Origin of the sequence: Yimella sp. NH-Cas1, from assembly GCF_022359705.1 — a bacterium.
Lineage (GTDB): Bacteria > Actinomycetota > Actinomycetes > Actinomycetales > Dermatophilaceae > Yimella > Yimella lutea.
Genome location: NZ_JAKSGG010000003.1, coordinates 2,256,688 through 2,282,020, shown reverse-complemented (window position 1 = coordinate 2,282,020; position 25,333 = coordinate 2,256,688). Strand labels below are relative to the sequence as shown.

Below are 25,333 nucleotides of genomic sequence, written 5' to 3'. Positions count from 1 at the left end.
TCGGTTCCTGCACCGGCACGAGTCCGATGTGGCGATACATGCCGACGTCGCCGCGCACCGGACGGCCGTCGAGTGTCACGCTGCCGGCCGACGGAGCAAGGAGTCCGGCCATCATCGACAGCAACGTCGACTTGCCGGCACCGTTCGGGCCGAGCAGTCCGGTGATGCCGGGACGGATGTCCATGGAGACGTCGTTGACCGCGACGACGTTGCCGTACCACCGCGAAACCGATTGCAGCACAAGGTCGCTCACAGCGATGCCGCCTTTCGCATCCGCTGGATCAACAGCAAGGTCGGTGCGACCACCCACACCACACAGACCGCAGCGGCCGCAGGCACTCCCACTCCGGTCGGTTTCGGGATGGTCGGGTTGGGCGTCGGTTGATCGAAGAGCCCGGCGACGAGTTCGGCGACCGCGGTGAAGGGATTGAATGACGCCGGGATCTGCCCGCGTGCGGGATGGTCGCTCTGGTAGGTGATGCTCAGCGCGCTGGTGACGATGCCCGAGGTCACCATCAGCACGATGATCACCGCGGCGACGGCGAGCCCGGAGCGCGTCGTCAGCGTGCACACCAACCCGGCGATCGCGGCCAGGATCAGCGCGAGCAAGAGCGCCCCGAACAATGCGGAGAGGTAGTTGCGGGTGTGCACCCCACGGTCGAGTTCGGAGGTCATCGCGACGCCGTACCAGATGGTCATCGGCACGGCCACGACCAGGAAGATCGCGGTGGCCAGTGCGGCCAATCGCGTCAGCACGAACATCGTCCGCGACACCGGACGCGCGAAGTACAGCACGATCGTCCGATACCGCAGGTCGCGCGCGAACAGTACCGGCGCCTGCGTCGCCACGAACACCGTGATCAACAGCTGCGTCCAGTACGGGAAGCCGAAGTAGTTGGACAGGGGCGCGAACAGCTCGGCCTGGTCGGTCAGCGACATCCGTCCGAGCTGGACGATGATGCCCGCCAGCACGACCGCCGGGATGAGCATGAGGCCGGCGATCAGCCATGGCATCACCTTGGACTTGCCGGAGCGACCGACGCCGAACGCATGCCCGAGCGAGACCGTGAACAGTTCGCGCAGGATCGCACCCGTGCCCAGGCGGCGTCCCTGGAATCCGCGATATCCCAGGTCGTGAATGACGCCCTGGCGACTCGGCGTGCTCATGCGTCAGCCCCTTGTTGGAAGACCTCTTCGAGGGTGTGGTGGATCTCCTGCACCCGCACGAGTCCGAGCCCGAGATCGACGGCGACATCGCGGACGACGTCCAGTGCCTCCGGACGATCGATGCGCACCTGCACCTGTTCGCCGGCCGGCCAGGCCTGCAGGCCGTGGTCGACGAGCGCCTGCCCGAACCGGCGGTCACTGCCCGCCGGACCCAGCACCTCGACCAACACCGTGCCGGTCGTGTGCGTGAGCTCGGACGTGGCGGACGCGCGCAGCAGGCAGCCGGCGTCGATCACCACGATGTGGTCGGCGGTGCGCTCGAGCTCACCGAGCAGGTGACTGGTCACCGCGACCGAGATGCCGAAGTCGCTGCCCACCCGTGCGATGAGGTCGAGCATGTCGTCGCGGGCGCGCGGGTCGAGTCCGTTGGTCGGCTCGTCGAGGAAGACCAGGCTCGGGTCGTGCACGATCGCCTGCGCGAGCTTGGCCCGCTGCTTCATGCCGGTGGAGTAGCCGCCCATCGCGCGGTGGCGTTCCTCGTCCAGCCCCACGTGGCGCAACACCTCGGACGTGCGCTCGCGGGCGGCCGTACGGGGCAGCCCGGACATCAACGCCATGTGCATCACGAAGTCGGCCGCGCTGACATCGCCTGGCAGACAGTCGTGTTCGGGCATGTAACCGACGCGCGACCGGATCTGCGCACCCTGCGTGGCGGGGTCGAGTCCGAGGACGTGTGCGGATCCGCTGGTCGCCGGAAGCAGCCCGAGCAGCACCTTGATGAGGGTCGATTTACCGGCACCGTTCACGCCGACGACGCCGGTCACGCCGGCGGGGATCCGCAGACTCAGGTCGTCGAGGGCGCGCACGCCGGGGTACTGCTTGGTCAGTCGGTCCGTCTCGATGACGAACCCCTGCGCGGGTTGCACCGTCGGCACCCCCTCATCAGCCGGAACGATTCGTCCGCAGCGTATGCCCGCTCATCGACAGTGTCCGGACGGCGCGCTCAGGTCGCCCGGATCGCTTCCACCAGCGCGGGCAGGGCGCTCGCCGCCGGTGCCCGCCAGACGTGGGTCACCTCGTCGCTGTGCTCGGTCGGATTCGGGTTGATCTCGATCACCGGCACGCCCCGAGCCGCGGCGAACCTCGGGAGCAGCGACGCCGGCGCGACGATGCCGGAGGTGCCGACGGTGAGCACCAGATCGGCACTTTGTACTTCCTCGACCGCCCGGTCGAACGCGTCCGGCGGGAGCATCTCGCCGAACCACACGACGCCCGGACGCACCAGCCCGCCGCACGCCGGACAACTGGGGGGAGTGAGCCGTTCGACCGGCTCGTGCGGCACGTCCACGCGATCGGTGTACGGACGCTCGCAGTCGCTGCACCGGAACGCCGACAGGTTGCCGTGCAGGTGGACGACGTCGCGGCTGCCGCCGCGTTCGTGCAGGTCGTCCACGTTCTGTGTCACCACCAGGACGTCGGCCCCTTTCTCCCAGTCGGCCAGCGCCCGGTGTCCTGCGTTCGGCTCCACCTGATGGTGCCGCTCGAACCGCCACAGGTACCAGGCCCACACCATCTCCGGGTCCTCGTCCCAGGCCTCGATGCTCGCCAACTGCATCGGGTCGTAGTGGTTCCACAGCCCGTCCTCGGGGTCGCGAAACGTCGCAAGCCCGCTCTCGGCCGAGATCCCCGCACCGGTGAGCACCACCACCCGCCGCGCGTCCCGGGTCACCTCGAGTACTTCATCCGGCACGTTCGTCATGCGTTCACGGTAGTTGTCCACAGGGCCCTCAGCAGGATCCGCGGATCGGGCGCACCATGTGCCGATGGACGTCGTGTCGTGGGAAGAGGTGCAGTCGCGTGGACTCGGCGCCCGGGACGTGCGCCGACTCGTCGCGACCGGTGAATGGACACGTCTGCGGCGAGGGTGGTTTGCCACCCGCGCCGCTGCGGACGACGAGGACGCTCAGGTGGTCGAGCAGATCGACCGCCGCCACGAATCTCCCGGTGGGATTTTGACCGCTCTGCAACTGCGACTCGCCGGCGTCGCCTATGAGCCGCAGTTCGACGTGCCTGACTCGGGACAGTGGACGCCCGCCGGACGTGGGTATCGCGCCGACTTCCGCGTGACCGGTCACAACGTGCTCATCGAGTTCGACGGCAAGGTGAAGTACGAGAACGGCGACTCGGTGTTCCAGGAGAAGAAGCGCGAAGATCACCTGCGCTCGCTCGGCTGGATCGTCGTCCGCGTTGTGTGGTCCGATCTGAAGATCCCTGGGCGCGTTGCGACCCTCGTCCGTGAGGCGGTGGCGCAGGTTACGTACAAAGGCCCGGGTTACGTCCGGATGCGCACGTTATACGGAATGAATCAAGCTGTTTGGGACAGCTGTGGGTTGGGTGTGTTGGGTTTGTTGATCCAGACGGTGTCTGGGGGCATGTGCGTGATCGGCGGTTTGTGGTGCCGGGCGGTGTGCTTGGCGGCGTAGGCGGCTTTGGTGGTTGCCCACTGGTCGTGGGTACTGCTCCAGGTGCCGTGGTGGACTCGGGCCGGGGTGTGTCCGGCGAGGCCGGCGTGGTGGTGGCGGGTGTTATACCGGTCGAAGAACTCGGCACTCCACTGCCGCGCGTGTTCTAAGGAGTCGAACTCTTCGGGGTAGTCCAGGTCGTACTTCACCGTTTTGAACAACGCCTCGGCGAACGCGTTGTCGTTCGACACCCGAGGGCGTGAGTACGAGGCGTGGACGTGCATCGTGGCCAGCAGTTCTCGCACGGTCCCGGCTCGCATCACGCCACCGTTGTCGGCATGGATGACCTGCGGTGTGCCCTGCTGGGCGGTGAACGCGTTGTTGAACAGTTCCTGGGTGAACCGGTGGTCCTCGACGTGCTCGACGCGGTACCCGACCACGTACCTCGAGTACAGATCGATCATCGAGTACAGCTTGAAACTCATCCGTCCTGGACCGGGCAGGTTGGTGATGTCCCAGCACCACACTTGTCCCGGGGCGGTGGCGTGCAACCGGGGAGTGGACCGTGCACCGTACCCGCGGTGCGCGGTGTGCCGGCGGCGATCACTGGACTGCCCTTCGCGACGCATGATGCGGTGCATCGAGGGCAACGAACACAGGTACACGCCCTGATCCAGTAGTTCGAAGTGTGCCTGCCGGATCGATAACCCTGCCAACTCGACCGTGTTGAGGGCCTGCACCACGGCCTTCGCCTCGGCAGCGGTGACACGGTTGGGGTACGCCCGTTCCGTGTGGGGCACCACCACCCCGATCCGTGGGGGCGGATTGAGATATCGGTAGTAGGACGACCGAGCGATCCCCAGCCAGGCACAACCCTGGACGATGCTCACTCCGGCATGGCCGAGGGCCGTGACGGTATCGGCGGCAACCTCGAAGTATCGGGGTCTCTCAACCAGTCCGGCATCCCCGGGCGGGGTGGTGGTTCCTCCTGGTTGGGGCCCGCGCTCTTGGCCAATCCCTCCAAGAGCGCGGCAGCTTTTCCCAGCAGTTCCACCGCGGACTGCGATTGCTCCAGTTCTTGTTGCAACCGCTGGTTCTCACGCCGCAACCGTTCCAGCTCAACGCGTTCGTCATATTTCAACACGTGCCTCGCTACCGTCGTTGGCTCTTTGGTGGCCGGGTCGACCAACCGGCCAGCGTCCCGCCACATCGACCACTTCTTGATCGAGAACGGCGTGACACCGACCCTACGCAGGAACGCGGCCTTCGCACCACGCTCGAGGCACTGGTCATGCTCCAGCAGTAGAGCCCACCGCTGCTCATCAGTGAAAGCCGCATGACGCGACGGACGAAACGGCACCTCATCAGAAACCATCAGGGAAATCCTTTCCCCACCCAGCTGTCTCACAACAGCCTGACGCACTGGGTATAACGTGCGCATCCGGACGTAACGTGAGCACCTGTACGTAACCTGCGCATCTGCACCTACGGCGTGCATCGTTGCCGGCCGCGAACGCGAGAAAGCAGCGGAAGCCCCAAACCCGTCTCCTTCAAGGCCTGCTTGTGAACCGGACGCCACGAGAAGCCCGACGCCGGAGGCGATACGGAGCCCGCCTGCGAAGGCGAGCACCCGAGAGCCGGACGGGGACACGAAACTTCCCGGAAACCGACGGCAACGCCCCGAGCAACGAAGGTGCCCAGCACCACAACGCCTCGATTTGGCGCGTACGCCACTGCATGGCACACTGGACAAGTTGCTTGCTGCGTGATGTCGCATCTGTTCGACCGGTTCAACCCGGGCGAAGTGCGGAATCTTCGTTGGCGCTGAGGCGAAGTTCGGCCCAGTGACAACGGCACAAGCCCCGGTCCCTACGGACCGGCCCACCCCGCCACTCGGTGAAAACGTGTGCGCTGTGCTGCGAAGCAGGTGCGACACACCCGACCGCGGGGGTCGGGGCCGGAGCCCGAAAAGGCCGGCCAATTGACAGATGTAATAGAAGTACGGCGAGAGAGAGACGCGACAAGATGGCGGGACAGAAGATCCGCATCCGGCTGAAGTCGTATGACCACGAAGTCATCGACAGCTCGGCGCGCAAGATTGTCGACACGGTTACTCGTGCCGGCGCAACGGTGGTCGGCCCTGTGCCGCTCCCGACGGAGAAGAACGTCTTCTGCGTCATCCGTTCGCCGCACAAGTACAAGGACAGCCGCGAGCACTTCGAGATGCGTACGCACAAGCGGCTCATCGACATTGTTGACCCGACGCCCAAGGCAGTCGACTCGCTCATGCGTCTCGACCTCCCGGCTGACGTCAACATCGAGATCAAGCTCTGAAAGGGGGAGTGACTCATGACTCACACCACTGAGCGCTCCGTCAAGGGCGTTCTCGGCGAGAAGCTCGGCATGACCCAGGTGTGGGACGAGAACAACCTTCTCGTTCCCGTCACCGTGATCCAGGCCGGCCCCTGCGTCGTCACGCAGGTGCGCGGCGAAGAGACCGACGGCTACCACGCGGTCCAGATCGCCTTCGGTGCGATCGACCCGCGCAAGGTCACCAAGCCGTTGACCGGTCACTTCGAGAAGGCCGGCGTGACGCCGCGTCGCCACGTCGTCGAGATCCGCACCGCTGACGCTGCCGAGTACACGCTCGGCCAGGAGATCACGGTCGACACCTTCGAGACCGGCCAGGAGATCGACGTCGTCGGTCGCACCAAGGGCAAGGGTTTCGCCGGTGTCATGAAGCGTCACGGCTTCCACGGCGTGAGCTCCTCGCACGGTGCGCACAAGAACCACCGCAAGCCCGGCTCGATCGGTGGCTGCGCCACCCCGGGCCGTGTCTTCAAGGGCATGCGTATGGCCGGCCGTATGGGCGGCGTGCGACAGACCACCCAGAACCTCACGATCCACGCCGTGGACGCCGACAAGGGCCTGCTGCTCGTCAAGGGTGCCGTTCCCGGTCCCCGCGGCGGCGTCGTCCTGGTGCGCACGGCTGCTAAGTCGATTCAGAAGGACGCCTGATTTCGATGACTTCCGTTGACATCCTGAACCCGTCGGGTTCGAAGTCGGGCTCCGTCGAGCTGCCGGCCGAGATCTTCGACGTGACCACGAACGTCCCGCTGATCCACCAGGTTGTTGTGGCTCAGCTGGCCGCTGCCCGTCAGGGCACTCACTCCACCAAGACGCGCGCCGAGGTGCGCGGCGGTGGACGCAAGCCGTACCGCCAGAAGGGCACCGGCCGCGCCCGCCAGGGTTCGACCCGTGCGCCGCAGTTCGCCGGTGGTGGCATCGTCCACGGCCCGCAGCCGCGTGACTACAGCCAGCGCACCCCGAAGAAGATGAAGGCCGCCGCCCTGCGCGGAGCCCTCTCGGACCGGGCGCGTCACGGCCGCATCCACGTGCTGACCGCGATCGTCGAGGGTGACAAGCCGTCGACCAAGTCGGCCGCGAACCTGCTCGGTGGTTTGTCGGACCGCAAGAACCTGCTCGTCGTGCTTGCACGCAACGAGGAGGTCTCGACGCTCTCGGTGCGCAACCTGGCCGACGTCCACGTGCTGTGGGCCGACCAGCTGAACACCTACGACGTCCTGTGCGCCGACGATGTCGTGTTCACCCAGGCCGCTCTGGAGAGCTTCCTGGCCGGGCCGACGCAGGCCGCGAAGCTGGACAAGGGTGCCGCCAAGGCGTCCGCTCCCGCCGCGCTGGTCGACACCGACGCCGCCGACACCGCCGACAACACTGACGAGACCGCCACGACCGAGGCTTCGGCCGAGGCCGGCGGCGAGGTGACCGAGGGTGGCTTCGGCTCCGACTCGGCCGCACCACTGGCCGGTGGCGCATCGCCCGACCCGGTGAAGTTCACCGTCAAGGGCAACAAGGACTCGATGAAGTACCACGTCGCCGGTTCGCGTTGGTATGACGCGACCGCCGCCGAGGTGTGGTTCACGACCGCCGAGGCCGCGGCTGCCGCAGGCTTCGAGCCGGCCGGTGGAGCCAAGGCTCAGCAGGTCAAGGAGGACGACAAGTGAGCACGCAGTTCAACGTCGGCAAGGACCCGCGCGACATCCTCGTCGCGCCGGTGCTGACCGAGAAGTCGTACAGCCTGCTGGACGAGGGTAAGTACACGTTCGTCGTGGACCCCCGCGCCAACAAGACCGAGATCAAGATTGCCGTCGAGCAGATCTTCGACGTCAAGGTCGACTCGGTCCACACGCTGAACCGTAAGGGCAAGACGCGCCGTACCCGTTTCGGGATGGGCAAGCGCAAGGACACCAAGCGCGCGATCGTCTCCCTGAAGGAAGGCTCCATCGACATCTTCGGCTCCGCGAGCTGAACGACGGCGAGGACAAGGACTAACAATGGGTATCCGTAAATACAAGCCGACGACGCCGGGACGGCGTGGTTCGAGCGTGGCCGACTTCGTCGAAGTCACCCGCTCGACCCCCGAGAAGTCCCTGGTGCGTCCGCTGCCGAAGACCGGTGGTCGTAACGCCTCGGGCCGCATCACCACTCGCCACATCGGCGGTGGCCACAAGCGCGCTTACCGGGTGATCGACTTCCGTCGTTCCGACAAGGACGGCGTGCCGGCGAAGGTCGCTCACATCGAGTACGACCCGAACCGCACCGCGCGCATCGCGCTGCTGCACTACGCGGACGGCGAGAAGCGTTACATCATCGCCCCGAACAAGCTCAGCCAGGGCGACACGATCGAGAACGGTGTCGGCGCCGACATCAAACCCGGCAACAACCTGCCGCTGCGCAACATCCCGACCGGTACGGTCGTCCACTGCATCGAGCTTCGGCCCGGTGGCGGTGCGAAGATCGCCCGCTCGGCCGGTTCGCGTGTGCAGCTCGTCGCCAAGGACGGCCCCTACGCCCAGCTGCGTATGCCGTCCGGTGAGATCCGCAACGTCGACGTGCGCTGCCGCGCCACCGTCGGCGAGGTGGGCAACGCCGAGCAGAGCAACATCAACTGGGGTAAGGCCGGCCGTATGCGCTGGAAGGGCAAGCGCCCGACCGTCCGTGGTGTCGCCATGAACCCGGTCGACCACCCGCACGGTGGTGGTGAGGGCAAGACCTCCGGTGGTCGTAACCCTGTGTCGCCGTGGGGACAGAAGGAAGGCCGCACCCGTCGGCCCAACAAGAGCAGCGACAAGATGATCGTCCGTCGCCGTCGTACTGGAAAGAAGCGCTAAGAGATGCCTCGTAGCCTGAAGAAGGGTCCCTTCGTCGACGACCACCTCGCCAAGAAGGTCGAGGTCCAGAACGAAGCCGGCACCAAGAACGTCATCAAGACCTGGTCGCGTCGCTCGATGATCACCCCGGAGATGCTCGGCCACACGCTGGCCGTGCACGACGGCCGCAAGCACGTCCCGGTCTTCGTGACCGAGTCGATGGTCGGCCACAAGCTGGGCGAGTTCGCCCCCACTCGTACCTTCAAGGGTCACGAGAAGGACGACAAGAAGGGCCGCCGCCGCTGACGCGGGGGCGAGACCTGGTGACTACCAGCATGACTGCAACTACCGAAAGCAAAGGACAGGCGATGGAAGCCAAGGCGCAGGCGCGGTTCGTCCGTGTGACGCCGATGAAGGCCCGCCGCGTCGTGGACCTCATCCGGGGCAAGAACGCCCAGGAAGCGATCGCCGTGCTCACCTTCGCGCCGCAGAGCGCGAGCGAGCCGGTGCTGAAGGTGCTCAACAGCGCCATCGCCAACGCACGCGTGCAGGCCGACAAGCACTCTGTTGCGTTCGACGAGCGCACCCTCGTGGTGACCTCGGCGTTCGTGGACGAGGGCCCGACCATGAAGCGGTTCCGCCCCCGTGCCCAGGGCCGCGCGAGCCGCATCAACAAGCGCACGAGCCACATCACCGTGTTCGTCGCACAGCCCGAGAAGAAGGACGGAGGCCGCTGAGACATGGGTCAGAAAATCCACCCGAACGGTTTCCGCCTCGGCATCACGACCGAGCACAACAGCCGTTGGTTCGCTGACAGCACCAAAGAGGGTCAGCGCTACAGCGACTACGTGAAGGAAGACGTCGCGATCCGCAAGCTCATGTCCAAGGGCATGGAACGCGCCGGCATCTCCCACGTGGAGATCGAGCGCACTCGCGACCGCGTCCGCGTCGACATCCACACCGCTCGTCCGGGCATCGTCATCGGACGCCGCGGCGCCGAAGCCGACCGCTTGCGCACGTCGCTGGAGAAGCTCACCGGCAAGCAGGTTCAGCTGAACATCCTCGAGGTCAAGAACCCCGAGGCCAACGCTCAGTTGGTCGCCCAGGGTGTCGCCGAGCAGCTCGCTGCTCGTGTGAACTTCCGTCGCGCCACGCGCAAGAGCATCCAGTCCGCTCAGCGGGCCGGCGTCAAGGGCATCAAGGTGATGGTCTCCGGTCGTCTGAACGGCGCCGAGATGAGCCGCACCGAGTTCTACCGCGAGGGCCGTGTTCCGCTGCACACCCTGCGCGCCAACATCGACTACGGCTTCTACGAGGCCCGTACGACGTTCGGCCGCATCGGTGTGAAGGTCTGGATCTACAACGGTGACCTCACCGCCAAGGAACTGGCTCGCGAGCAGGCTGCTGCTCCGTCGCGTCCGCAGCGTCGCCGGGACGACCGTCCGGCACGTAGCGGTGACCGCGGTGGACGTGGTGGCGAGCGCGGAGGCGACCGTGGTCGTCGCGACCAGGCTCCTGCCGAGTCCACCGAGGCTGCGATGGAGGCAACCGCCGAGGCTGCCGCGACCATCGAGACCCCGAGCACGAGTACCCCTGAGGGAGGCGACGCCTGATGCTGATTCCGCGTCGTGTGAAGCACCGTAAGCAGCACCACCCCAAGCGGACCGGTGCAGCCAAGGGCGGCACCACCGTGGCGTTCGGCGACTACGGCATCCAGGCTCTCGAGCCGGCCTACGTCACCAACCGTCAGATCGAGTCCGCTCGTATCGCGATGACCCGCTACATCAAGCGTGGCGGAAAGGTCTGGATCAACATCTACCCGGACCGCCCGCTGACCAAGAAGCCGGCCGAGACCCGCATGGGTTCCGGTAAGGGTTCGCCGGAGTGGTGGGTCGCCAACGTCAAGCCGGGCCGCGTCATGTTCGAACTGTCCGGTGTGTCCGAAGAAGTTGCTCGCGAGGCCCTGCGCCTGGCGATGCACAAGCTGCCGATGAAGTGCCGCTTCGTCGCACGTGAAGGTGGTGACTTCTGATGGCTCTTGGTTCCAAGGACCTCGCGCCGGCGAAGCTGCGCGAGCTCGGTGACGAGGAACTCGTTTCCCAGCTCAAGGAAGCCAAGCAGGAACTGTTCAACCTGCGTTTCCAGTCGGCCACCGGCCAGCTGGAGAACAACTCGCGACTGCGCGCCGTCCGCAAGGACATCGCGCGGCTGTACACCGAGATGCGCGAGCGCGAGCTCGGCATCGGCCGGGACGCGAAGACCGAGTCCGACTCCGACGAGAAGGTGAGCTGAACATGGCTGAGAAGACGGAGCAGGAAACGGTGACCGACAACCTCGGACACGGTGGAGACCGTAACTACCGCAAGACCCGTCAGGGTTTCGTGGTGAGCGACAAGATGGACAAGACCGTCGTTGTCGAGGTCGAGGACCGCGTCAAGCACGCGCTCTACGGCAAGGTCATGCGCAAGACGCACCGCCTGAAGGCGCACGACGAGGCCAACTCGTGTGGCGTCGGTGACCGCGTCCTGATCATGGAAACTCGTCCGCTGTCGGCGCAGAAGCGCTGGCGCGTGGTCGAGATCCTCGAAAAGGCGAAGTGATCTTCGTCGTCGTGGTGGGTGTTCAGCACCTGGCTGCGACGACGTGATTTGGAGCCGTACGGCGACAGACCGTAGACTGGACTGTCGCCGTACGGCGCCCAAACCCTCAGCGTTCACGCACATGCTTCCGCTCCGTGGATCCCACGGAGCGTCGACATGAGAGCGCCGAACCTGAGATGTACATGTATCCGTTCCGCAAGGCTCGGACCCGATCGGGTCTCGAGAACCGGTGAGACGACAGGAGAAGAACTGTGATCCAGCAGGAGTCGCGACTGAAGGTCGCCGACAACACCGGTGCCAAGGAAATCCTTTGCATCCGTGTGCTCGGTGGCTCTGGTCGTCGCTACGCCAGCGTCGGTGACACCATCGTGGCGACCGTCAAGGACGCCATCCCGGGTGGCAACGTCAAGAAGGGCGATGTGGTCAAGGCCGTCATCGTCCGCACCCGCAAGGAGCGCCGTCGTCCGGACGGCAGCTACATCCGCTTCGACGAGAACGCCGCGGTGATCCTCAAGAACGACGGTGACCCCCGTGGCACCCGCATCTTCGGCCCGGTGGGCCGCGAGTTGCGCGACAAGAAGTTCATGAAGATCATCTCGCTCGCACCGGAGGTGCTCTGACTCATGGCGAAGATGAAGATCAAGAAGAACGACCTGGTTCAGGTCATCAGCGGGCCCGACAAGGGCAAGCAGGGCAAGGTCATCTCGGTGAACTCCGAGACCGAGCGTGTGGTCGTCGAAGGCGTCAACCGCGTCACCAAGCACCTGCGCGCCGGCCAGCCGGGCCAGGCCAGCGGTGGCATCCAGGTCGTCGAGGCGCCGATCCACGTGTCGAACGTGATGATCGTCGACCCCGAGACCGGCAAGCCGACCCGCATCAAGACCCGTGTCGAGACCGTCGATCGCGACGGTCGCAACAAGACCGTCCGGACCCGCGTGTCCGTTCGCTCGGGTAAGGACCTGTGATGACTGAAACCGCAACCACCACCGAATCGATGCCGCGCCTCAAGCAGCGCTACAACGACGAGATCAAGCAGGCCCTGCAGAGCGAGTTCAACTTCGCGAACGTCATGCAGGTGCCCGGCGTGGTCAAGGTCGTCGTGAACATGGGTGTCGGTGACGCCGCCCGTGACAGCAAGCTGATCGAGGGCGCCATCAGGGACCTGGCCGCCATCACCGGTCAGCAGCCGGCCGTGACCAAGGCCCGCAAGTCGATCGCGCAGTTCAAGCTGCGTGAGGGTATGCCGATCGGTGCGCACACCACGCTGCGCGGCGACCGCATGTGGGAGTTCCTGGACCGCCTGGTCTCGGTTGCTCTCCCGCGTATCCGCGACTTCCGCGGTCTGTCGCCGAAGCAGTTCGACGGCAACGGCAACTACACCTTCGGTCTGAACGAGCAGTCGATGTTCCACGAGATCGACCAGGACAAGATCGACCGCGTGCGTGGCATGGACATCACCGTCGTCACCACCGCTGCCAACGACGACGAGGGTCGCGCGCTGCTGCGTCAGCTCGGCTTCCCTTTCAAGGAGAAGTGACATGGCGAAGAAGGCCCTGATCAACAAGGCGAACGCCAAGCCGAAGTTCGCGGTTCGCGCGTACACGCGCTGCAACCGGTGCGGTCGCCCGCACTCGGTGTACCGCAAGTTCGGCCTGTGCCGTATCTGCCTGCGCGAGATGGCTCACCGCGGCGAACTGCCCGGCGTCACAAAGTCCAGCTGGTGATCCGTCGCTACGGCGACGGAACGACAGCACACTCATTCATCAGTTTCAGATCTACACCGAAGGTCGGCCGCGAACAATCGCGAGCTGAAACCGCGGTGAGGGAGGGCGGGACAGCCCAATGACCATGACAGATCCGATTGCGGACATGCTGACCCGAGTCCGGAACGCCAACTCGGCGCACCACGACTCGACGTCGATGCCGTTTTCGAAGCTCAAGTCTCACATCGCCGAGATCCTCAAGTCCGAGGGATACATTGCGGACTTCCGGGTCGAAGAAGCGACCGTGGGCAAGACCTTGATCATCGACCTCAAGTACGGCCCCAACCGGGAGCGCTCGATCGCCGGCGTCCGCCGCGTGAGCAAGCCCGGTCTGCGCGTGTACGCAAAGTCCACCAACCTGCCGAAGGTTCTCGGTGGACTGGGTGTCGCGATCATTTCGACGTCGTCCGGCCTGTTGACCGACAGGCAGGCCGCTTCCAAGGGTGTAGGCGGGGAAGTCCTCGCTTACGTCTGGTAATCCGGGAACGAAGGAGGAATAAGACATGTCTCGTATTGGACGTCTTCCGGTTCCCGTGCCGAGCGGTGTTGACGTGACCATCGACGGTCAGGACGTCGCGGTGAAGGGCCCCAAGGGCTCGCTCGCCCTGACCGTTCCGTCGCCGATCACCGTCGCCAAGGGCGAGGACGGCACCGTCGAGGTGTCGCGCCCGAACGACGAGCGTGAATCGCGTTCGCGCCACGGCCTGACCCGCAGCCTGATCAACAACATGGTTGTCGGCGTCACCGAGGGTTACACCAAGAAGCTCGAGATCCACGGCACCGGTTACCGCGTGACCGCGAAGGGCTCCGACCTGGAGTTCGCTCTGGGCTACAGCCACCCGATCACGGTCAAGGCTCCCGAGGGCATCACGTTCGCCGTCGAGAACCCGACCCGTTTCTCGGTCACTGGCATCGACAAGCAGCTGGTCGGCGAGGTTGCTGCGAACATCCGCAAGCTGCGCAAGCCCGACCCGTACAAGGCCAAGGGCGTGCGCTACGAGGGTGAGCACATCCGCCGCAAGGTCGGAAAGGCCGGTAAGTAAGCCATGGCAAACGCACGTATCGTCAAGCGTTCGAGCAGCAAGGCTGCTGCTCGTAACCGTCGTCACTTCCGTCTGCGCAAGCGCGTCTCGGGTACGACCGCTCGTCCCCGCATGGTCGTGAACCGCAGTTCGCGTCACGTCTTCGTGCAGATCGTCGACGACACCGAGAGCAAGACCCTCGTGTCGGCGTCGACCATGGAGGCCGACCTGCGCTCGTTCGACGGTGACAAGACCGCCAAGGCGAAGAAGGTCGGCGAACTGCTGGCTGCTCGCGCCAAGGACGCCGGCATCGAGGCTGTCGTCTTCGACCGCGGCGGTAACCGGTACGCCGGTCGTGTCGCCGCCATCGCCGACGGCGCCCGCGAGGGTGGTCTGACGCTGTGATGCACATGACCAACACTGCTGAGAAGAGGAACCACTGATGGCTGGACCCCAGCGTCGAGGTGCCGCTGGCTCCGCCCAGGGCGGCCCCGAGAACAGCGACAACAACAACAACGCCAACGACCGCGGCGGCCGTGGTGGCCGTGGCGGACGTGACGGCGGTCGCGACAACCGTCGTGGCAACCAGAACGACGACCGCAACCAGTACCTGGAGCGCGTCGTCGCGATCAACCGCGTGGCCAAGGTCGTGCAGGGTGGTCGCCGGTTCAGCTTCACCGCGCTCGTCGTGGTGGGCGACGGCCAGGGCACCGTGGGTGTCGGCTACGGCAAGGCCAAGGAAGTTCCGGCCGCCATCGCCAAGGCTGTCGAGGAGGCGAAGAAGAACTTCTTCCGCGTCCCGATGATCGGTGGCACCGTGCCGCACCCGGTCCAGGGTGAGGCTGCTGCAGGCGTCGTCCTGCTGCGTCCGGCTGCTCCCGGTACCGGTGTCATCGCCGGTGGTCCGGTGCGCGCCGTCCTGGAGTGTGCCGGTGTTCACGACGTGCTGTCCAAGTCGCTCGGCTCGGACAACGCGATCAACATCGTCGGCGCCACCGTCGCGGCCCTCAAGGGCCTCGAGCGTCCCGAGGCTGTCGCGGCTCGCCGCGGTATGCCGCTGGACCACGTCGCCCCGGTCGCGCTGCAGCGCGCCATGGCCGCTGCTGCTGCGGAGAAGTCCGCTGAGAAGGCAGGTGCGTGATGGCAACGCTGAAGGTGACCCAGATCCGTTCGGATATCGGTAACAAGCCGAAGGCGCGTGAGACCCTGCGGACGTTGGGCCTCAAGCGCATCGGCCACACCGTCGAGCAGGAGGACCGCCCGGAGATCCGTGGCATGGTCCGCGCGGTGCGCCACCTGGTGACCGTTGAGGAGATTGACTGATGGCTGACAACGAGCAGAAGACGCACGCACTGAAGGTGCACCACCTGCGTCCTGCCCCCGGTGCCAAGACCGCCAAGACCCGTGTCGGTCGTGGTGAGGGCTCCAAGGGTAAGACCGCCGGACGCGGTACCAAGGGCACCGGCGCTCGGTACCAGGTGCCGGAGCGTTTCGAGGGTGGCCAGACGCCGCTGCACATGCGTCTGCCGAAGATGCGGGGCTTCAAGAACCCGTTCAAGGTGACCTATCAGGTCGTCAACCTCGACAAGATCTCGGCGCTGTTCCCCGAGGGCGGCACCGTGACGATCGACGATCTCGTGGCCAAGGGCGCGGTCCGCAAGGGCCAGCCGGTCAAGGTGCTCGGCACCGGCGAGATCTCCGTCAAGGTCGACCTGACCGTGACCAAGTTCTCGGCTTCGGCCAAGGACAAGATCGAGGCCGCCGGCGGTTCGATCACCGCAGCGTGATCGGTCGGCAGACCCGATGACTGTCGCCCCAGGCGACGGGCCCGCAACGGCCCGATCGTCCTGGGGCACAGTCGTCTGCGGATATTCGTTACAGGTAGAGTTCCGCTAGTTTTCCCAGGCTGCGCACACCGGCGCGGCACATTCGACTTCGGCCGGGATCGGCCGGTTGCCGCCGCGGCGGCGCTTGCTCAGGAGGATCCTTTGCTTTCTGCCTTCGGACGGGCGTTCACAACGCCCGACCTGCGCAAGAAGATCCTGTTCACGCTGGCGATCATGGCGTTGTTCCGACTCGGCTCGCACGTGCCGACGCCGGGCATCTCCTACCAGTTGCTGCAGGCCTGTCAGTCCGCGGCGAGCGGTCAGCAGAGCCTGCTGGGCCTGGCCAACCTGTTCAGTGGTGGCGCCCTGTTGCAGTTCTCGGTGTTCGCGCTCGGCATCATGCCGTACATCACCGCGAGCATCATCGTGCAGCTGTTGACGGTGGTCATCCCGCGGTTCGAGGAACTGAAGAAGGAAGGCCAGTCCGGTCAGACCAAGATGACGCAGTACACGCGTTATCTGACCATCGGCCTGGCCCTGCTGCAGTCCTCGACGCTGGTCACCGGCGCGGCGAACGCCCCCTACCGACTCATCGGCGGAACGGCCGACACCTGTTCCACCATCACCACCGACAAGAGCCTGCCGACGCTGATCATCATGGTGCTCGTGCTGACCGCCGGTACCGGTCTGGTCATGTGGCTGGGTGAGCAGGTCACCGAGCGCGGTGTCGGAAACGGTATGTCGCTGCTGATCCTGGTGGCTGTCGCTGCCGCCGTCCCCGGCTCCGTCTGGGCGATCAAGGACCAGGGCTGGGGCAAGTTCATCCTCGTCTGCCTGCTGGGTATGGCGATCACCGTGGCCGTCGTGTTCGTGGAGAACTGTCAGCGCCGTATCCCGGTGCAGTACGCCAAGCGGATGATCGGACGCCGTTCGTACGGTGGCACGTCCACCTACATCCCGCTCAAGGTCAACATGGCCAACGTGATCCCGATCATCTTCGCCAGCTCGTTGCTGTCGTTGCCGGTCATGCTTGCGACCTTCGCCGACCAGACCAAGGGCTGGGGGCTGTGGGTCAACGAACACCTGGCCCGCGGTGACCACTGGTTGTACATGGCGATCTACACGCTGTTGAACATCTTCTTCACGTTCTTCTACGTCTCGATCACCTATCAGCCCGACGACGTCGCCAACAACCTCAAGCAGGGTGGCTCCTTCATCCCGGGCATCCGTGCCGGTTCGGCGACCGCGAAGTACATCGGCTACGTGCTGAACCGCATCACCGCGGTCGGTGCGCTCTACATCGCCGTCCTCGCGCTGATCCCGCTGGTTGCGCTGGCGCTGGTCAACGCCAACCAGAACTTCCCGTTCGGTGGCGCCTCGATCATCATCCTTGTGGGTGTCGGTCTGGAGACGGTCAAGCAGATCGACTCCAAGCTGCAGCAGCATCACTACGAAGGTTTCCTGCGATAGGTCGTCTCGCGCGGGTCGGCCGTTGCGGATCGCGACAGCGCGGTGTGGTGCGTAGATCACAGCCCTGGACCGCTGGGTAGCCGATCGGATCCGCCTAGGCTGAGGGCATGGGTGAGCACACTGGTCGTAAGCCGCGCGTCGTCGTCCTCGGTGGTGGGTTCGGAGGTCTGTCGACCGTCCGGGCACTGCGCAAGGTCGATGTCGATGTCATCCTCATCGACCGTCACACGTACAACACTTTTCAGCCGTTGCTGTACCAGGTGGCCACCGCCACCCTGAACCCCGGCGATGTCACGTGGTTCCTGCGTGCGGTGCGCGAGCACAACCCGCGGGTCCGGTTCATCAACGGCGACGTCGAGACGATCGACCACGACGCTCGACAGGTCAAGCTCGAGGGCGGGGAGTCCGTCGACTTCGACCACCTGGTGATCGCCACCGGCGTGACCGCGAACTTCTTCGGCATCCCCGGCGCCGACGAGCACGCACTGCCGCTCTACACCCGCGCGCAGGCGCTCGAGGTGCGTGATCGTCTGTTCACCGGGCTGGAGTACGCCGCCGCGCACCGCAAGGGCGAGGACGTCCGGGTCGTGGTGGTCGGTGGGGGAGCGACCGGTGTGGAGACCGCCGGCGCGTTGGCCGAACTGCGTAACAACGACATGCCGGTGACCTACCCCGAGCTCGATCGCACCCGCACGCACGTGACGCTGATCGAGATGGCGCCGCACCTACTGGCTGCGTTCGGCGAGAAGAGCCGCGACTACGCGCGCCGTTCGCTGGAGAAGCGTGACGTCGACCTGCGCTTCAACACCACCGTGAAGCAGGTGCGCAGCGACGGCGTCGTCGTGAACGACGGCGAGTTCATCCCGGCCGGTGTGGTCATCTGGGCCAGCGGGATCAAGGCGCCGGACGAGGTGGCGAACTGGGGCGTGCCGCAGGGGCGGGGCGGACGCATCGAGGTCGACGACCACCTGCGGGTCAAGGGACTGAAGAACGTGTTCGCGGTCGGAGACATCTCGGTCGAGGACGGCGACCGCGCGTTGCCGCAGCTCGCGCAGCCCGCGCTCCAGGGCGGCGCGTACGTCGCCAAACTGATCCGCAACGAGATGAACGGTGAGCAGACCGCCCCGTTCGAGTACAAGGACAAGGGCATCCTGGCCACCATCGGACGCAGTTCCGCAGTGGCCGAAGCGACGAATCTGCCTCGGATGCAAGGCTTTCCGGCGTGGGTGGTGTGGACCGGAGTGCACGTGTTCACGCTGCTCGGGGTCCGCAACCGCGCTGCCGCGATGGTCAACCTCGGCTCGCGCTACCTGTTCTGGCACCGCAGCCACAATGCGATCGTCGGCGACACCCCGACCGCGCAGACGCTGCGTCCGGAGCAGATGCAGCAACTCATGGCAGAGCGTGACGCCTCGCCGGTGGCCATCGAAGGCGACGGTACGCCCGCTGCACTGGCCGATCGCGGCGAAACAGGGTCGCACTCCTGAGCTGTGCCGTAATGTCCGCCACCTGACCTGCGAGGCAGCGGGGCCGTGCCGCTCGGTAGGCTGCGCCCAGTGTTTCCATGTGTTTCCCATGGTCGAGGTAACTCGACCCTGAACTCGGAGGTTCGCTAGATGCGACTGATCATCATCGGCCCGCCCGGCGCCGGCAAAGGCACGCAGGCCGAGCGCATCACGCAGCGCCACGAGATCCCGCACATTTCGACCGGTGACATCTTCCGCGCCAACATCAAGAACGAGACCGAACTCGGCAAGCAGGTGAAGTCGATCCTGGACGCCGGTGGTTACGTATCCGACGACCTCACCAACGCCATCGTGGCCGACCGCCTGAAGCAGGACGACGCGCAGAACGGCTTTCTGCTCGACGGTTACCCGCGCACCCCGGCCCAGGTCCAGGCGCTGGACGAGATGCTCGCCGCGGAGGGCAAGAAGATCGACGCCGTCCTCGAACTCGAGGTCGACGACGAGGAACTCATCGCCCGTCTGCTCAAGCGTGCCCAGACCTCCGGCCGCACCGACGACACCGAGGACGTCATCCGCGACCGTCAGGCGATCTACGTCCGGGAGACGCAGCCGCTGACCACCCTTTACCGCGAGCGCGACCTGCTGGTCGCCGTCGACGGCGAGGGAGAGATGGACGAGGTCACCGAGCGCATCGAAGGCGCGTTGGCGAAGGTGGCGCAGTAAGCACGTGATGTTCGGACTCGGCAAGGAGAAACTGCCGGTCAAGACGCCGGAGCAGCTGCGGCTCATGCGCAAGGCCGGCCTCGTGGTGGGGCAGTGCCTGCAGGAGGTGCGGGCCGCTGCGGTCGACGGCATCAGCACCGGCTACCTCGACGCGCTTGCCGAAGCGTTCATCCGTGCGCAGGGTGCGACGCCGTCCTTCCTGGGATACCAGGGCTTCCCGGGTTCGCTGTGCATCTCGGTGAACGAGGAAGTCGTGCACGGCATCCCGGGTGAGCGACTGTTGAACAACGGCGACCTGGTCTCCATCGATTGCGGCGCGATCGTCGACGGCTGGCACGGCGACTCGGCGATCTCCTTGATCGTCGGCGGTGACCTGAACGCCCGGCCGCAGGACGTCGCGCTCTCGAAGGCGACGCACGACTCGATGTGGGCGGGCATCGGCGGCTTCCGTTCCGGCCGCGGCATCTACGAACTCGGCGGCGACATCCAGGACTCCATCGAAGCCTCGCAGCAGGCGATGAACGCCGACGGGCTCGAGGTCGCGTTCGAGATCGTCGACGGTTACACCGGCCACGGCATCGGCCGTGAGATGCACATGGAGCCGACGGTCTACAACGAGCGCGTGAAGGCCAAGGGGCCGCAGGTGCGGGTCGGCGCCACCGTCGCGATCGAACCGATGGTCACGCTCGGCACCTACGAGACCCACGAGTTGGGCGACGACTGGACGGTCGTCACCGACGACGGATCGCGTGCGGCGCACTGGGAGCACACGGTCGCGCTGACCGACGACGGGCTGTGGGTGCTGACTGCTCTGGACGGTGGACGAGTCGAACTGGAAGCCCGCGGCCTGCCCTTCGGCCCGCTCGCCGACTGACCTCGCGCCGGGACCGCTGATTTCTCGGAAGCTTCTGTGGTCGCCTACCAGCGCATCTCACCGTGGTTTCGGCGCATACGCCCTCCTTCGTCGGGCGTATGGCTCAACCAGCGGGTGGGGTGTACGGCTCAACCAGCGGGGATGGGTGAGCCGATCTTTTTCGCTGGTTGAGCCGGGCGCCTGAGGGACGAAGGTGCACGCGCCGAAACCGCTGGCATGCTCGAAGCGACTCATCCACAGATCTCCGCAAATGAGACCTGTAGCATTCGACAATGCCGCAGATACGGATCAAGGACGCCGCTGCGTTCCTCGGGGTCAGTGATGACACAGTCCGCCGGCTGGTCGACAACGGCAGCCTCCCGGCAACGACGGACGCCAGCAATCGCAAGGTGATCGACGGACGGGGCCTCGCACAGTTCGCCAAGGAGCACCCGTCCGGCGCTATGGCCGACCCGTCGTCCGTCGGACGTTCGGCGCGCAACAGGTTCGTCGGCATCGTGACCGAGGTCGTGATGGACAAGGTGATGGCGCAGGTCGAACTGCAGTGCGGACCCTTCCGCGTCGTGTCGCTCATGTCGAGCGAGGCCGCCCGCGAACTCGGCCTCGAACCCGGTTCGGTCGCGGTCGCCGTCGTGAAGTCGACCAATGTCATCGTCGAGACCGCCGGGGGCGTCTCGTGAAAATTCTCTCGGCGGTCGTTGTGTGCGTGGCAGTGGCCGCTGGTACCACCGGCTGCTCCGGCGACGAACCGGACGCGAAGGTCCTGCGGGTCTACGCGGCGGCCTCGCTGAAACAGGCCTTCACCGAGATCGGCGCGACCTTCGAGGAGAAGAACCCCGGCGTGACGGTGGAGTTCAACTTCGCCGGGTCCTCCGACCTCGCCACTCAGTTGAAACAGGGCGCGCCGGCCGACGTCTTCGCATCGGCAGATCCAGCGAACATGAAGAAGGTCGCGGACGACGGACTGCTGGCCGGCGGCTCCACGGTGTTCGCCTCGAACATCCTGCAGATCGCGGTGCCGCCGAAGAACCCCAAGGGCATCAACTCGCTCGCCGACCTCACCGGGAGCGGCATCAAGGTCGTGGTCTGCGCGCCGCAGGTGCCGTGTGGTTCAGCGACCCAGAAGGTGCTGCGTGCCGCGAGTCTCACCCTGAAGCCGGTGAGCGAGGAGTCGTCGGTCACCGACGTGCTGAACAAGGTCGTCACCGGCGAGGCGGACGCCGGCCTCGTCTACCACTCCGATGTCAGGGGCGCGGCGGGCAAGGTCGAGGGCATCGACTTCGAGCAGTCGAGGGCGGCGCGCAACAAGTACCCGATCGCCGTCCTCCGCGCGAGCGAGCAGTCCGATCTGGCGAAGGCATTCATCGGTGCGGTTGCCGCGCCGAAGGGGCAGAGTGTCCTGGGGCACGCCGGCTTCCAGCAAGCGTTCCCGGTCGAGTGAGGCGCGAACCCGTGCGCACAACGCGGCGATCGGACTACACCGGCCTGCCGCGGTGGGTCTACGCACCCGCGGCCCTGGGGGCGGTGTTCGTGCTGCTGCCGCTGGTCGCGATGATTGCGAAGGTCGACTGGGCGCGTTTCCCCGGACTGGTCACCTCGGATGCGTCGCGGGACGCTCTCGTCCTCAGCCTGAGGACCTCGAGCGCCTCCACCGTCCTTTGTCTGATTCTCGGCGTCCCCATGGCAATGGTGTTGGCGCGCAACAGTTTTCCCGGACAACGTGTCGTTCGATCGCTGGTGCTCCTACCCCTCGTACTGCCGCCGGTGGTCGGCGGTATCGCGCTGCTCTACACGTTCGGGCGACGCGGTCTGCTGGGCAGCACGCTCGACGTCCTGGGCGTACAGATCGCGTTCTCGACGACCGCAGTCGTCCTCGCCCAGACCTTCGTGGCGCTGCCCTTCCTCGTGCTCAGCCTCGAAGGGACGTTGCGCAGCGTCGGTCAGCGTTACGAACAGGTGGCTTCCACACTCGGCGGCACGCCGACCTTCGTGCTCATCCGGGTGACGCTGCCGCTGGTGCTGCCCGGGGTGTTGTCCGCAGCGGTGCTCGCGTTCGCCCGCTCGCTCGGTGAGTTCGGGGCAACTCTGACCTTCGCCGGCAGCCTGCAGGGAGTCACCCGCACCCTGCCATTGGAGATCTACCTGCAACGTGAGTCGGACGCCGACGCCGCGGTCGCGCTCTCCCTCGTCCTGGTCGTGGTCGCGGTGCTCGTCGTCGCACTGGCGCAGGGCAGGCGGGACCGATGACCGGGGCTCTGTCGCTGCGGGCATCCCACGAAACCAGAGGGCTCGACGTCGCGCTCGAGGTGAAGCCGGGGGAGCACGTCGCGATCCTCGGCCCGAACGGCGCCGGCAAGTCGACGGTGCTGTCGCTCATCGCCGGGCTGTTGCGTCCCGACGCCGGCCGCGCCGTCCTCGACGATCGCACGCTCTTCGACGAGAGGACCTTCGTGCCGCCGCACGCCCGCGGGGTCACCCTGCTGGCCCAGGATCCGTTGCTGTTCCCGCACCTGTCGGTGCTCGACAACGTCGCCTTCGGCCCACGGGCGTCGGGCGCGACGGCGAAGCAGGCACGCGCCACCGCCGAGACCTTCCTCGACGAGGTCGACGCGTCCGAGTTCGTCGACCGCAGGCCGGCGCAGCTTTCCGGGGGGCAGGCACAACGTGTCGCGATCGCCCGGGCGCTCGCCGCAAGACCGTCATTGCTGCTGCTCGACGAACCGATGGCGGCCCTCGACGTCGCGGCCGCCCCGTTGTTGCGTCGCGTTCTCAAGCGGGTGCTCGCCGACAGGTCCGCGCTGATCGTGACCCACGACGTCCTCGACGCCTTGCTGCTGTCCGACCGGCTGATCGTGCTGGACCAGGGACGAATCGTCGAGGACGGCCCCACCCAGGACGTCATCGCCCGCCCGCGTACTCCGTTCACCGCTCGTATCGCCGGACTCAACCTGATCAACGGCATCGCAGCGTCCGGAACCCACCTGGTCGATGCGCACGGTGTCGACGTCTCCGGGGCACCGACCGAGCAGCTCGCGACGGGGGAGTCTGCGCTCGCGGTCTTCAGCCCCAACGCCGTCGCCGTGTACGAGACGCCGCCGCACGGCAGTCCGCGCAACACCTTCGAGGTCACCGTCGTCGAGCTCGAACCGCGGGATGCGCAGGTGCGGGTACGCGCGCACGACCGCGCCGGACACACCCTGCTCGCCGACCTGACCGCGTCCTCGGTGGGGGAGTTGGACCTGTACCCGGGCAAGCGCGCCTTCTACTCGGTGAAGGCGACGGCCGTGACGATTTATCCGTCCTGAGTCCGTGGCACACTGACGCCCATGTCAGGGGCGAGACTCACGATCGATTTCGCAGGCGAGATCTTCGAGGTCTCCCCGGAACGCACGTTCACCGTCGGGCGCACCGGCGACCTCGAACTGGACGACAACGGGTACCTGCACCGTCATTTCCTGGAGTTCGCGCATCGCGACGGGCTGTGGTGGATGCACAACGTCGGCAGTAGGTTGCCCGCGACCATCACCGGCGGCAGCGGCCTGATGCGCTCGACCGTCGCGCCCGGTGCCGGCGTCCCGATCGTGTTCTCACCCTCGGTGGTCACCTTCTCCGCGGGCGCAACCACCTACGAACTCGAACTCACCACGAACACCGACATCTTCGAGTCCACGCCGCATGTCGTCGATCCCGGCCGCGGCAAGACCACGATCGCGCCGACGACCTTCACCGTCTCGCAGCTGCAGGCGATCGTCGCACTCGCCGAGCCGATGCTGAAGTACAGCGGGTCGGGTGCGTGGCAGATCCCGACCTCCGCCGACGCCGCCAAGCGACTGGGGTGGACGCAGACCAAGTTCAACCGCAAGCTCGACAACGTGTGCGACAAACTCGCGCGCGCCGGCGTCCGCGGTCTGCGCGGATCGGAGAGCGATCTTGCCGTGAACCGTCGGATGGTGTTGGTCGAGTACGCGGTCGCGACTCTGCTGATCACCGCAGACGACCTGCACCTGTTGGCCCTCGGCGAGGACACGCCCGACCGCATCGTCCGCTGAGCCCACCCGAATCCGCTCGATTTGGGCGCAGTGGGCCACCCGGCGTAAGCTCGTGCGTCGGTTCGGTATGTCTTGTCGACACTCCGATCCGCAACCACAGGGCCGCCCATCCGGGGCGGAACCGTTGACCAGTGAGTATGTGGAGGATATGGCCAAGAAGGACGGTGTCATCGAGATCGAGGGCACGATCGTCGAAGCTCTCCCGAACGCAATGTTCCGGGTGGAGCTCACGAACGGTCACAAGGTGCTCGCACACATCTCGGGAAAGATGCGTCAGCACTACATCAGGATCCTCCCCGAGGACCGTGTTGTGGTCGAGCTTTCCCCGTATGACCTGACCCGTGGCCGCATCGTCTTCCGCTACCGCTGATCGCATTCGCACACCGCCGAGACCTGTCCAGTGATGGGTGAGTCGCGGCCTGATCCGAAGACAGTAGGCAGATGAAGGTCCAGCCGAGCGTCAAGAAGATCTGCGACAAGTGCAAGGTGATCCGCCGTAACGGCCGGGTCATGGTCATCTGCGAGAACGCTCGCCACAAGCAGCGCCAGGGCTGACCAAACCCGCACGAGTCGTGTCTTCGAGCAAGACGCAGACGAAAAACTGAAGATCGCCCCGTTCACCTGGACGAGGCGAACCATCGCAGCGCCCGACCCCTGTTCCTTCACTGAGGAACAGGACGTCACCTTCGGCTCGGAGGCCGAAGACCCGCACCACTCACTCCTGAGTGAACACGGGACCG

The 25,333-nt window shown here is 66.0% G+C and carries 38 protein-coding genes and 1 pseudogene; 33 read left to right on the top strand and 6 right to left on the bottom strand.

Annotation, left to right across the window (positions count from 1 at the left end; all coding sequences use genetic code 11):
- Positions 1-67 precede the first annotated feature (67 nt).
- The 4 genes and pseudogenes from MF407_RS15630 to MF407_RS11295 all read right to left on the bottom strand — a co-directional run.
- Positions 68-184: pseudogene (locus MF407_RS15630) on the bottom strand (ATP-binding cassette domain-containing protein); the annotation flags it as partial.
- A gap of 65 nt (positions 185-249) precedes the next feature.
- Entirely contained in the window at positions 250-1,167 is a 918-nt protein-coding gene (locus tag MF407_RS11305; protein ID WP_239702327.1) for an ABC transporter permease subunit, read from the bottom strand.
- Positions 1,164-2,093: an ABC transporter ATP-binding protein gene (locus MF407_RS11300; protein WP_239702326.1), complete on the bottom strand. Its 930-nt coding sequence runs from the start codon at positions 2,091-2,093 to the stop codon at positions 1,164-1,166. The genes MF407_RS11305 and MF407_RS11300 overlap by 4 nt, the downstream gene beginning before the upstream one ends.
- Positions 2,094-2,170: 77 nt before the next feature.
- Positions 2,171-2,926 carry an NAD-dependent deacylase gene (locus MF407_RS11295; protein WP_239702325.1) on the bottom strand — a complete coding sequence of 252 codons (756 nt, stop codon included), beginning with the start codon at positions 2,924-2,926 and terminating at the stop codon, positions 2,171-2,173.
- Positions 2,927-2,990: 64 nt separating this feature from the next.
- Here MF407_RS11295 and MF407_RS11290 point away from each other — a divergent pair, with 64 nt between their 5' ends.
- Complete coding sequence (locus MF407_RS11290) at positions 2,991-3,650, top strand: type IV toxin-antitoxin system AbiEi family antitoxin domain-containing protein (RefSeq protein WP_239702324.1); 660 nt, start codon at positions 2,991-2,993, stop codon at positions 3,648-3,650.
- Here the strand turns inward: MF407_RS11290 and MF407_RS11285 are convergent.
- Both MF407_RS11285 and MF407_RS11280 read right to left on the bottom strand, forming a co-directional pair.
- Positions 3,533-4,519 carry an IS3 family transposase gene (locus tag MF407_RS11285; RefSeq protein WP_170221769.1) on the bottom strand — a complete coding sequence of 329 codons (987 nt, stop codon included), beginning with the start codon at positions 4,517-4,519 and terminating at the stop codon, positions 3,533-3,535. The genes MF407_RS11290 and MF407_RS11285 overlap by 118 nt on opposite strands.
- Positions 4,516-5,004, bottom strand: a complete 489-nt coding sequence (locus MF407_RS11280) for a hypothetical protein (RefSeq protein ID WP_170221731.1) — start codon at positions 5,002-5,004, stop codon at positions 4,516-4,518. Before MF407_RS11280 ends, MF407_RS11285 begins: the two co-directional genes overlap by 4 nt.
- 650 nt (positions 5,005-5,654) lie before the next feature.
- Here MF407_RS11280 and rpsJ point away from each other — a divergent pair.
- From rpsJ to rpmJ, 32 genes are all read left to right on the top strand, one after another.
- Complete coding sequence (gene rpsJ, locus MF407_RS11275) at positions 5,655-5,963, top strand: 30S ribosomal protein S10 (RefSeq protein WP_006946210.1); 309 nt, start codon at positions 5,655-5,657, stop codon at positions 5,961-5,963.
- A gap of 15 nt (positions 5,964-5,978) precedes the next feature.
- Positions 5,979-6,647 (top strand): 50S ribosomal protein L3, encoded by a 669-nt coding sequence (gene rplC / locus MF407_RS11270; protein ID WP_129626065.1) that lies wholly within the window; start codon positions 5,979-5,981, stop codon positions 6,645-6,647.
- Positions 6,648-6,652: 5 nt separating this feature from the next.
- Complete coding sequence (gene rplD / locus MF407_RS11265) at positions 6,653-7,654, top strand: 50S ribosomal protein L4 (protein WP_129626067.1); 1,002 nt, start codon at positions 6,653-6,655, stop codon at positions 7,652-7,654.
- A complete protein-coding gene (gene rplW, locus MF407_RS11260) occupies positions 7,651-7,959 on the top strand; it encodes a 50S ribosomal protein L23 (RefSeq protein WP_129626069.1) in 309 nt (102 codons plus the stop codon). Before rplD ends, rplW begins: the two co-directional genes overlap by 4 nt.
- Positions 7,960-7,984: 25 nt before the next feature.
- Positions 7,985-8,821 (top strand): 50S ribosomal protein L2, encoded by an 837-nt coding sequence (rplB, locus tag MF407_RS11255; RefSeq protein ID WP_239702323.1) that lies wholly within the window; start codon positions 7,985-7,987, stop codon positions 8,819-8,821.
- Positions 8,822-8,824: 3 nt separating this feature from the next.
- Positions 8,825-9,106, top strand: coding sequence for a 30S ribosomal protein S19 (gene rpsS, locus MF407_RS11250; protein WP_129626073.1), 282 nt, complete (start codon positions 8,825-8,827; stop codon positions 9,104-9,106).
- Between the two features lie 62 nt (positions 9,107-9,168).
- Positions 9,169-9,537: a 50S ribosomal protein L22 gene (rplV, locus tag MF407_RS11245; protein ID WP_129626246.1), complete on the top strand. Its 369-nt coding sequence runs from the start codon at positions 9,169-9,171 to the stop codon at positions 9,535-9,537.
- A gap of 3 nt (positions 9,538-9,540) precedes the next feature.
- On the top strand, positions 9,541-10,413 hold the full coding sequence (gene rpsC, locus MF407_RS11240; protein ID WP_239702322.1) for a 30S ribosomal protein S3: 873 nt from the start codon (positions 9,541-9,543) through the stop codon (positions 10,411-10,413).
- Positions 10,413-10,832: a 50S ribosomal protein L16 gene (gene rplP, locus MF407_RS11235; RefSeq protein WP_129626077.1), complete on the top strand. Its 420-nt coding sequence runs from the start codon at positions 10,413-10,415 to the stop codon at positions 10,830-10,832. The genes rpsC and rplP overlap by 1 nt, the downstream gene beginning before the upstream one ends.
- Positions 10,832-11,092: a 50S ribosomal protein L29 gene (gene rpmC, locus MF407_RS11230; protein ID WP_129626079.1), complete on the top strand. Its 261-nt coding sequence runs from the start codon at positions 10,832-10,834 to the stop codon at positions 11,090-11,092. Before rplP ends, rpmC begins: the two co-directional genes overlap by 1 nt.
- A 2-nt stretch (positions 11,093-11,094) precedes the next feature.
- Positions 11,095-11,400 (top strand): 30S ribosomal protein S17, encoded by a 306-nt coding sequence (gene rpsQ / locus MF407_RS11225; RefSeq protein ID WP_129626081.1) that lies wholly within the window; start codon positions 11,095-11,097, stop codon positions 11,398-11,400.
- A 251-nt stretch (positions 11,401-11,651) separates the two neighbouring features.
- Positions 11,652-12,020 (top strand): 50S ribosomal protein L14, encoded by a 369-nt coding sequence (rplN, locus tag MF407_RS11220; RefSeq protein WP_129626083.1) that lies wholly within the window; start codon positions 11,652-11,654, stop codon positions 12,018-12,020.
- A gap of 3 nt (positions 12,021-12,023) precedes the next feature.
- Positions 12,024-12,365, top strand: a complete 342-nt coding sequence (gene rplX, locus MF407_RS11215; RefSeq protein WP_211345133.1) for a 50S ribosomal protein L24 — start codon at positions 12,024-12,026, stop codon at positions 12,363-12,365.
- Positions 12,365-12,937, top strand: coding sequence for a 50S ribosomal protein L5 (rplE, locus tag MF407_RS11210; protein WP_129626085.1), 573 nt, complete (start codon positions 12,365-12,367; stop codon positions 12,935-12,937). The genes rplX and rplE overlap by 1 nt, the downstream gene beginning before the upstream one ends.
- A gap of 1 nt (position 12,938) precedes the next feature.
- Positions 12,939-13,124: a type Z 30S ribosomal protein S14 gene (locus MF407_RS11205; RefSeq protein WP_115923839.1), complete on the top strand. Its 186-nt coding sequence runs from the start codon at positions 12,939-12,941 to the stop codon at positions 13,122-13,124.
- A 118-nt stretch (positions 13,125-13,242) separates the two neighbouring features.
- The gene (rpsH, locus tag MF407_RS11200) at positions 13,243-13,641 is read left to right on the top strand and encodes a 30S ribosomal protein S8 (protein ID WP_129626087.1); all 399 of its coding nucleotides are present in this window, start codon (positions 13,243-13,245) and stop codon (positions 13,639-13,641) included.
- Between the two features lie 25 nt (positions 13,642-13,666).
- Positions 13,667-14,206 (top strand): 50S ribosomal protein L6, encoded by a 540-nt coding sequence (rplF, locus tag MF407_RS11195; protein ID WP_129626089.1) that lies wholly within the window; start codon positions 13,667-13,669, stop codon positions 14,204-14,206.
- 3 nt (positions 14,207-14,209) lie between these two features.
- A complete protein-coding gene (rplR, locus tag MF407_RS11190; protein WP_129626090.1) occupies positions 14,210-14,590 on the top strand; it encodes a 50S ribosomal protein L18 in 381 nt (126 codons plus the stop codon).
- A gap of 37 nt (positions 14,591-14,627) precedes the next feature.
- The gene (gene rpsE / locus MF407_RS11185; RefSeq protein ID WP_129626092.1) at positions 14,628-15,326 is read left to right on the top strand and encodes a 30S ribosomal protein S5; all 699 of its coding nucleotides are present in this window, start codon (positions 14,628-14,630) and stop codon (positions 15,324-15,326) included.
- Positions 15,326-15,508: a 50S ribosomal protein L30 gene (rpmD, locus tag MF407_RS11180; RefSeq protein ID WP_129626094.1), complete on the top strand. Its 183-nt coding sequence runs from the start codon at positions 15,326-15,328 to the stop codon at positions 15,506-15,508. Before rpsE ends, rpmD begins: the two co-directional genes overlap by 1 nt.
- Entirely contained in the window at positions 15,508-15,972 is a 465-nt protein-coding gene (rplO, locus tag MF407_RS11175; protein WP_129626096.1) for a 50S ribosomal protein L15, read from the top strand. Before rpmD ends, rplO begins: the two co-directional genes overlap by 1 nt.
- A 201-nt stretch (positions 15,973-16,173) precedes the next feature.
- Positions 16,174-17,481 (top strand): preprotein translocase subunit SecY, encoded by a 1,308-nt coding sequence (secY, locus tag MF407_RS11170; protein WP_129626098.1) that lies wholly within the window; start codon positions 16,174-16,176, stop codon positions 17,479-17,481.
- Positions 17,482-17,588: 107 nt separating this feature from the next.
- Positions 17,589-18,968 carry an NAD(P)/FAD-dependent oxidoreductase gene (locus MF407_RS11165; RefSeq protein WP_129626100.1) on the top strand — a complete coding sequence of 460 codons (1,380 nt, stop codon included), beginning with the start codon at positions 17,589-17,591 and terminating at the stop codon, positions 18,966-18,968.
- A 129-nt stretch (positions 18,969-19,097) separates the two neighbouring features.
- The gene (locus MF407_RS11160; protein ID WP_205744761.1) at positions 19,098-19,670 is read left to right on the top strand and encodes an adenylate kinase; all 573 of its coding nucleotides are present in this window, start codon (positions 19,098-19,100) and stop codon (positions 19,668-19,670) included.
- Positions 19,671-19,677: 7 nt separating this feature from the next.
- Positions 19,678-20,544 (top strand): type I methionyl aminopeptidase, encoded by an 867-nt coding sequence (gene map, locus MF407_RS11155; RefSeq protein ID WP_239702901.1) that lies wholly within the window; start codon positions 19,678-19,680, stop codon positions 20,542-20,544.
- A 272-nt stretch (positions 20,545-20,816) separates the two neighbouring features.
- Complete coding sequence (locus MF407_RS11150; protein WP_239702321.1) at positions 20,817-21,224, top strand: TOBE domain-containing protein; 408 nt, start codon at positions 20,817-20,819, stop codon at positions 21,222-21,224.
- A gap of 32 nt (positions 21,225-21,256) precedes the next feature.
- A complete protein-coding gene (modA, locus tag MF407_RS11145; RefSeq protein ID WP_239702320.1) occupies positions 21,257-21,985 on the top strand; it encodes a molybdate ABC transporter substrate-binding protein in 729 nt (242 codons plus the stop codon).
- 11 nt (positions 21,986-21,996) lie between these two features.
- Complete coding sequence (locus tag MF407_RS11140) at positions 21,997-22,791, top strand: ABC transporter permease (RefSeq protein ID WP_239702319.1); 795 nt, start codon at positions 21,997-21,999, stop codon at positions 22,789-22,791.
- Positions 22,788-23,849: an ATP-binding cassette domain-containing protein gene (locus MF407_RS11135; protein WP_239702318.1), complete on the top strand. Its 1,062-nt coding sequence runs from the start codon at positions 22,788-22,790 to the stop codon at positions 23,847-23,849. The genes MF407_RS11140 and MF407_RS11135 overlap by 4 nt, the downstream gene beginning before the upstream one ends.
- A gap of 21 nt (positions 23,850-23,870) precedes the next feature.
- Positions 23,871-24,593, top strand: a complete 723-nt coding sequence (locus MF407_RS11130) for a hypothetical protein (protein WP_141927700.1) — start codon at positions 23,871-23,873, stop codon at positions 24,591-24,593.
- A 148-nt stretch (positions 24,594-24,741) separates the two neighbouring features.
- Positions 24,742-24,963: a translation initiation factor IF-1 gene (gene infA, locus MF407_RS11125; RefSeq protein WP_006946284.1), complete on the top strand. Its 222-nt coding sequence runs from the start codon at positions 24,742-24,744 to the stop codon at positions 24,961-24,963.
- A 71-nt stretch (positions 24,964-25,034) separates the two neighbouring features.
- A complete protein-coding gene (gene rpmJ, locus MF407_RS11120; RefSeq protein ID WP_019286332.1) occupies positions 25,035-25,148 on the top strand; it encodes a 50S ribosomal protein L36 in 114 nt (37 codons plus the stop codon).
- Positions 25,149-25,333: the final 185 nt, after the last annotated feature.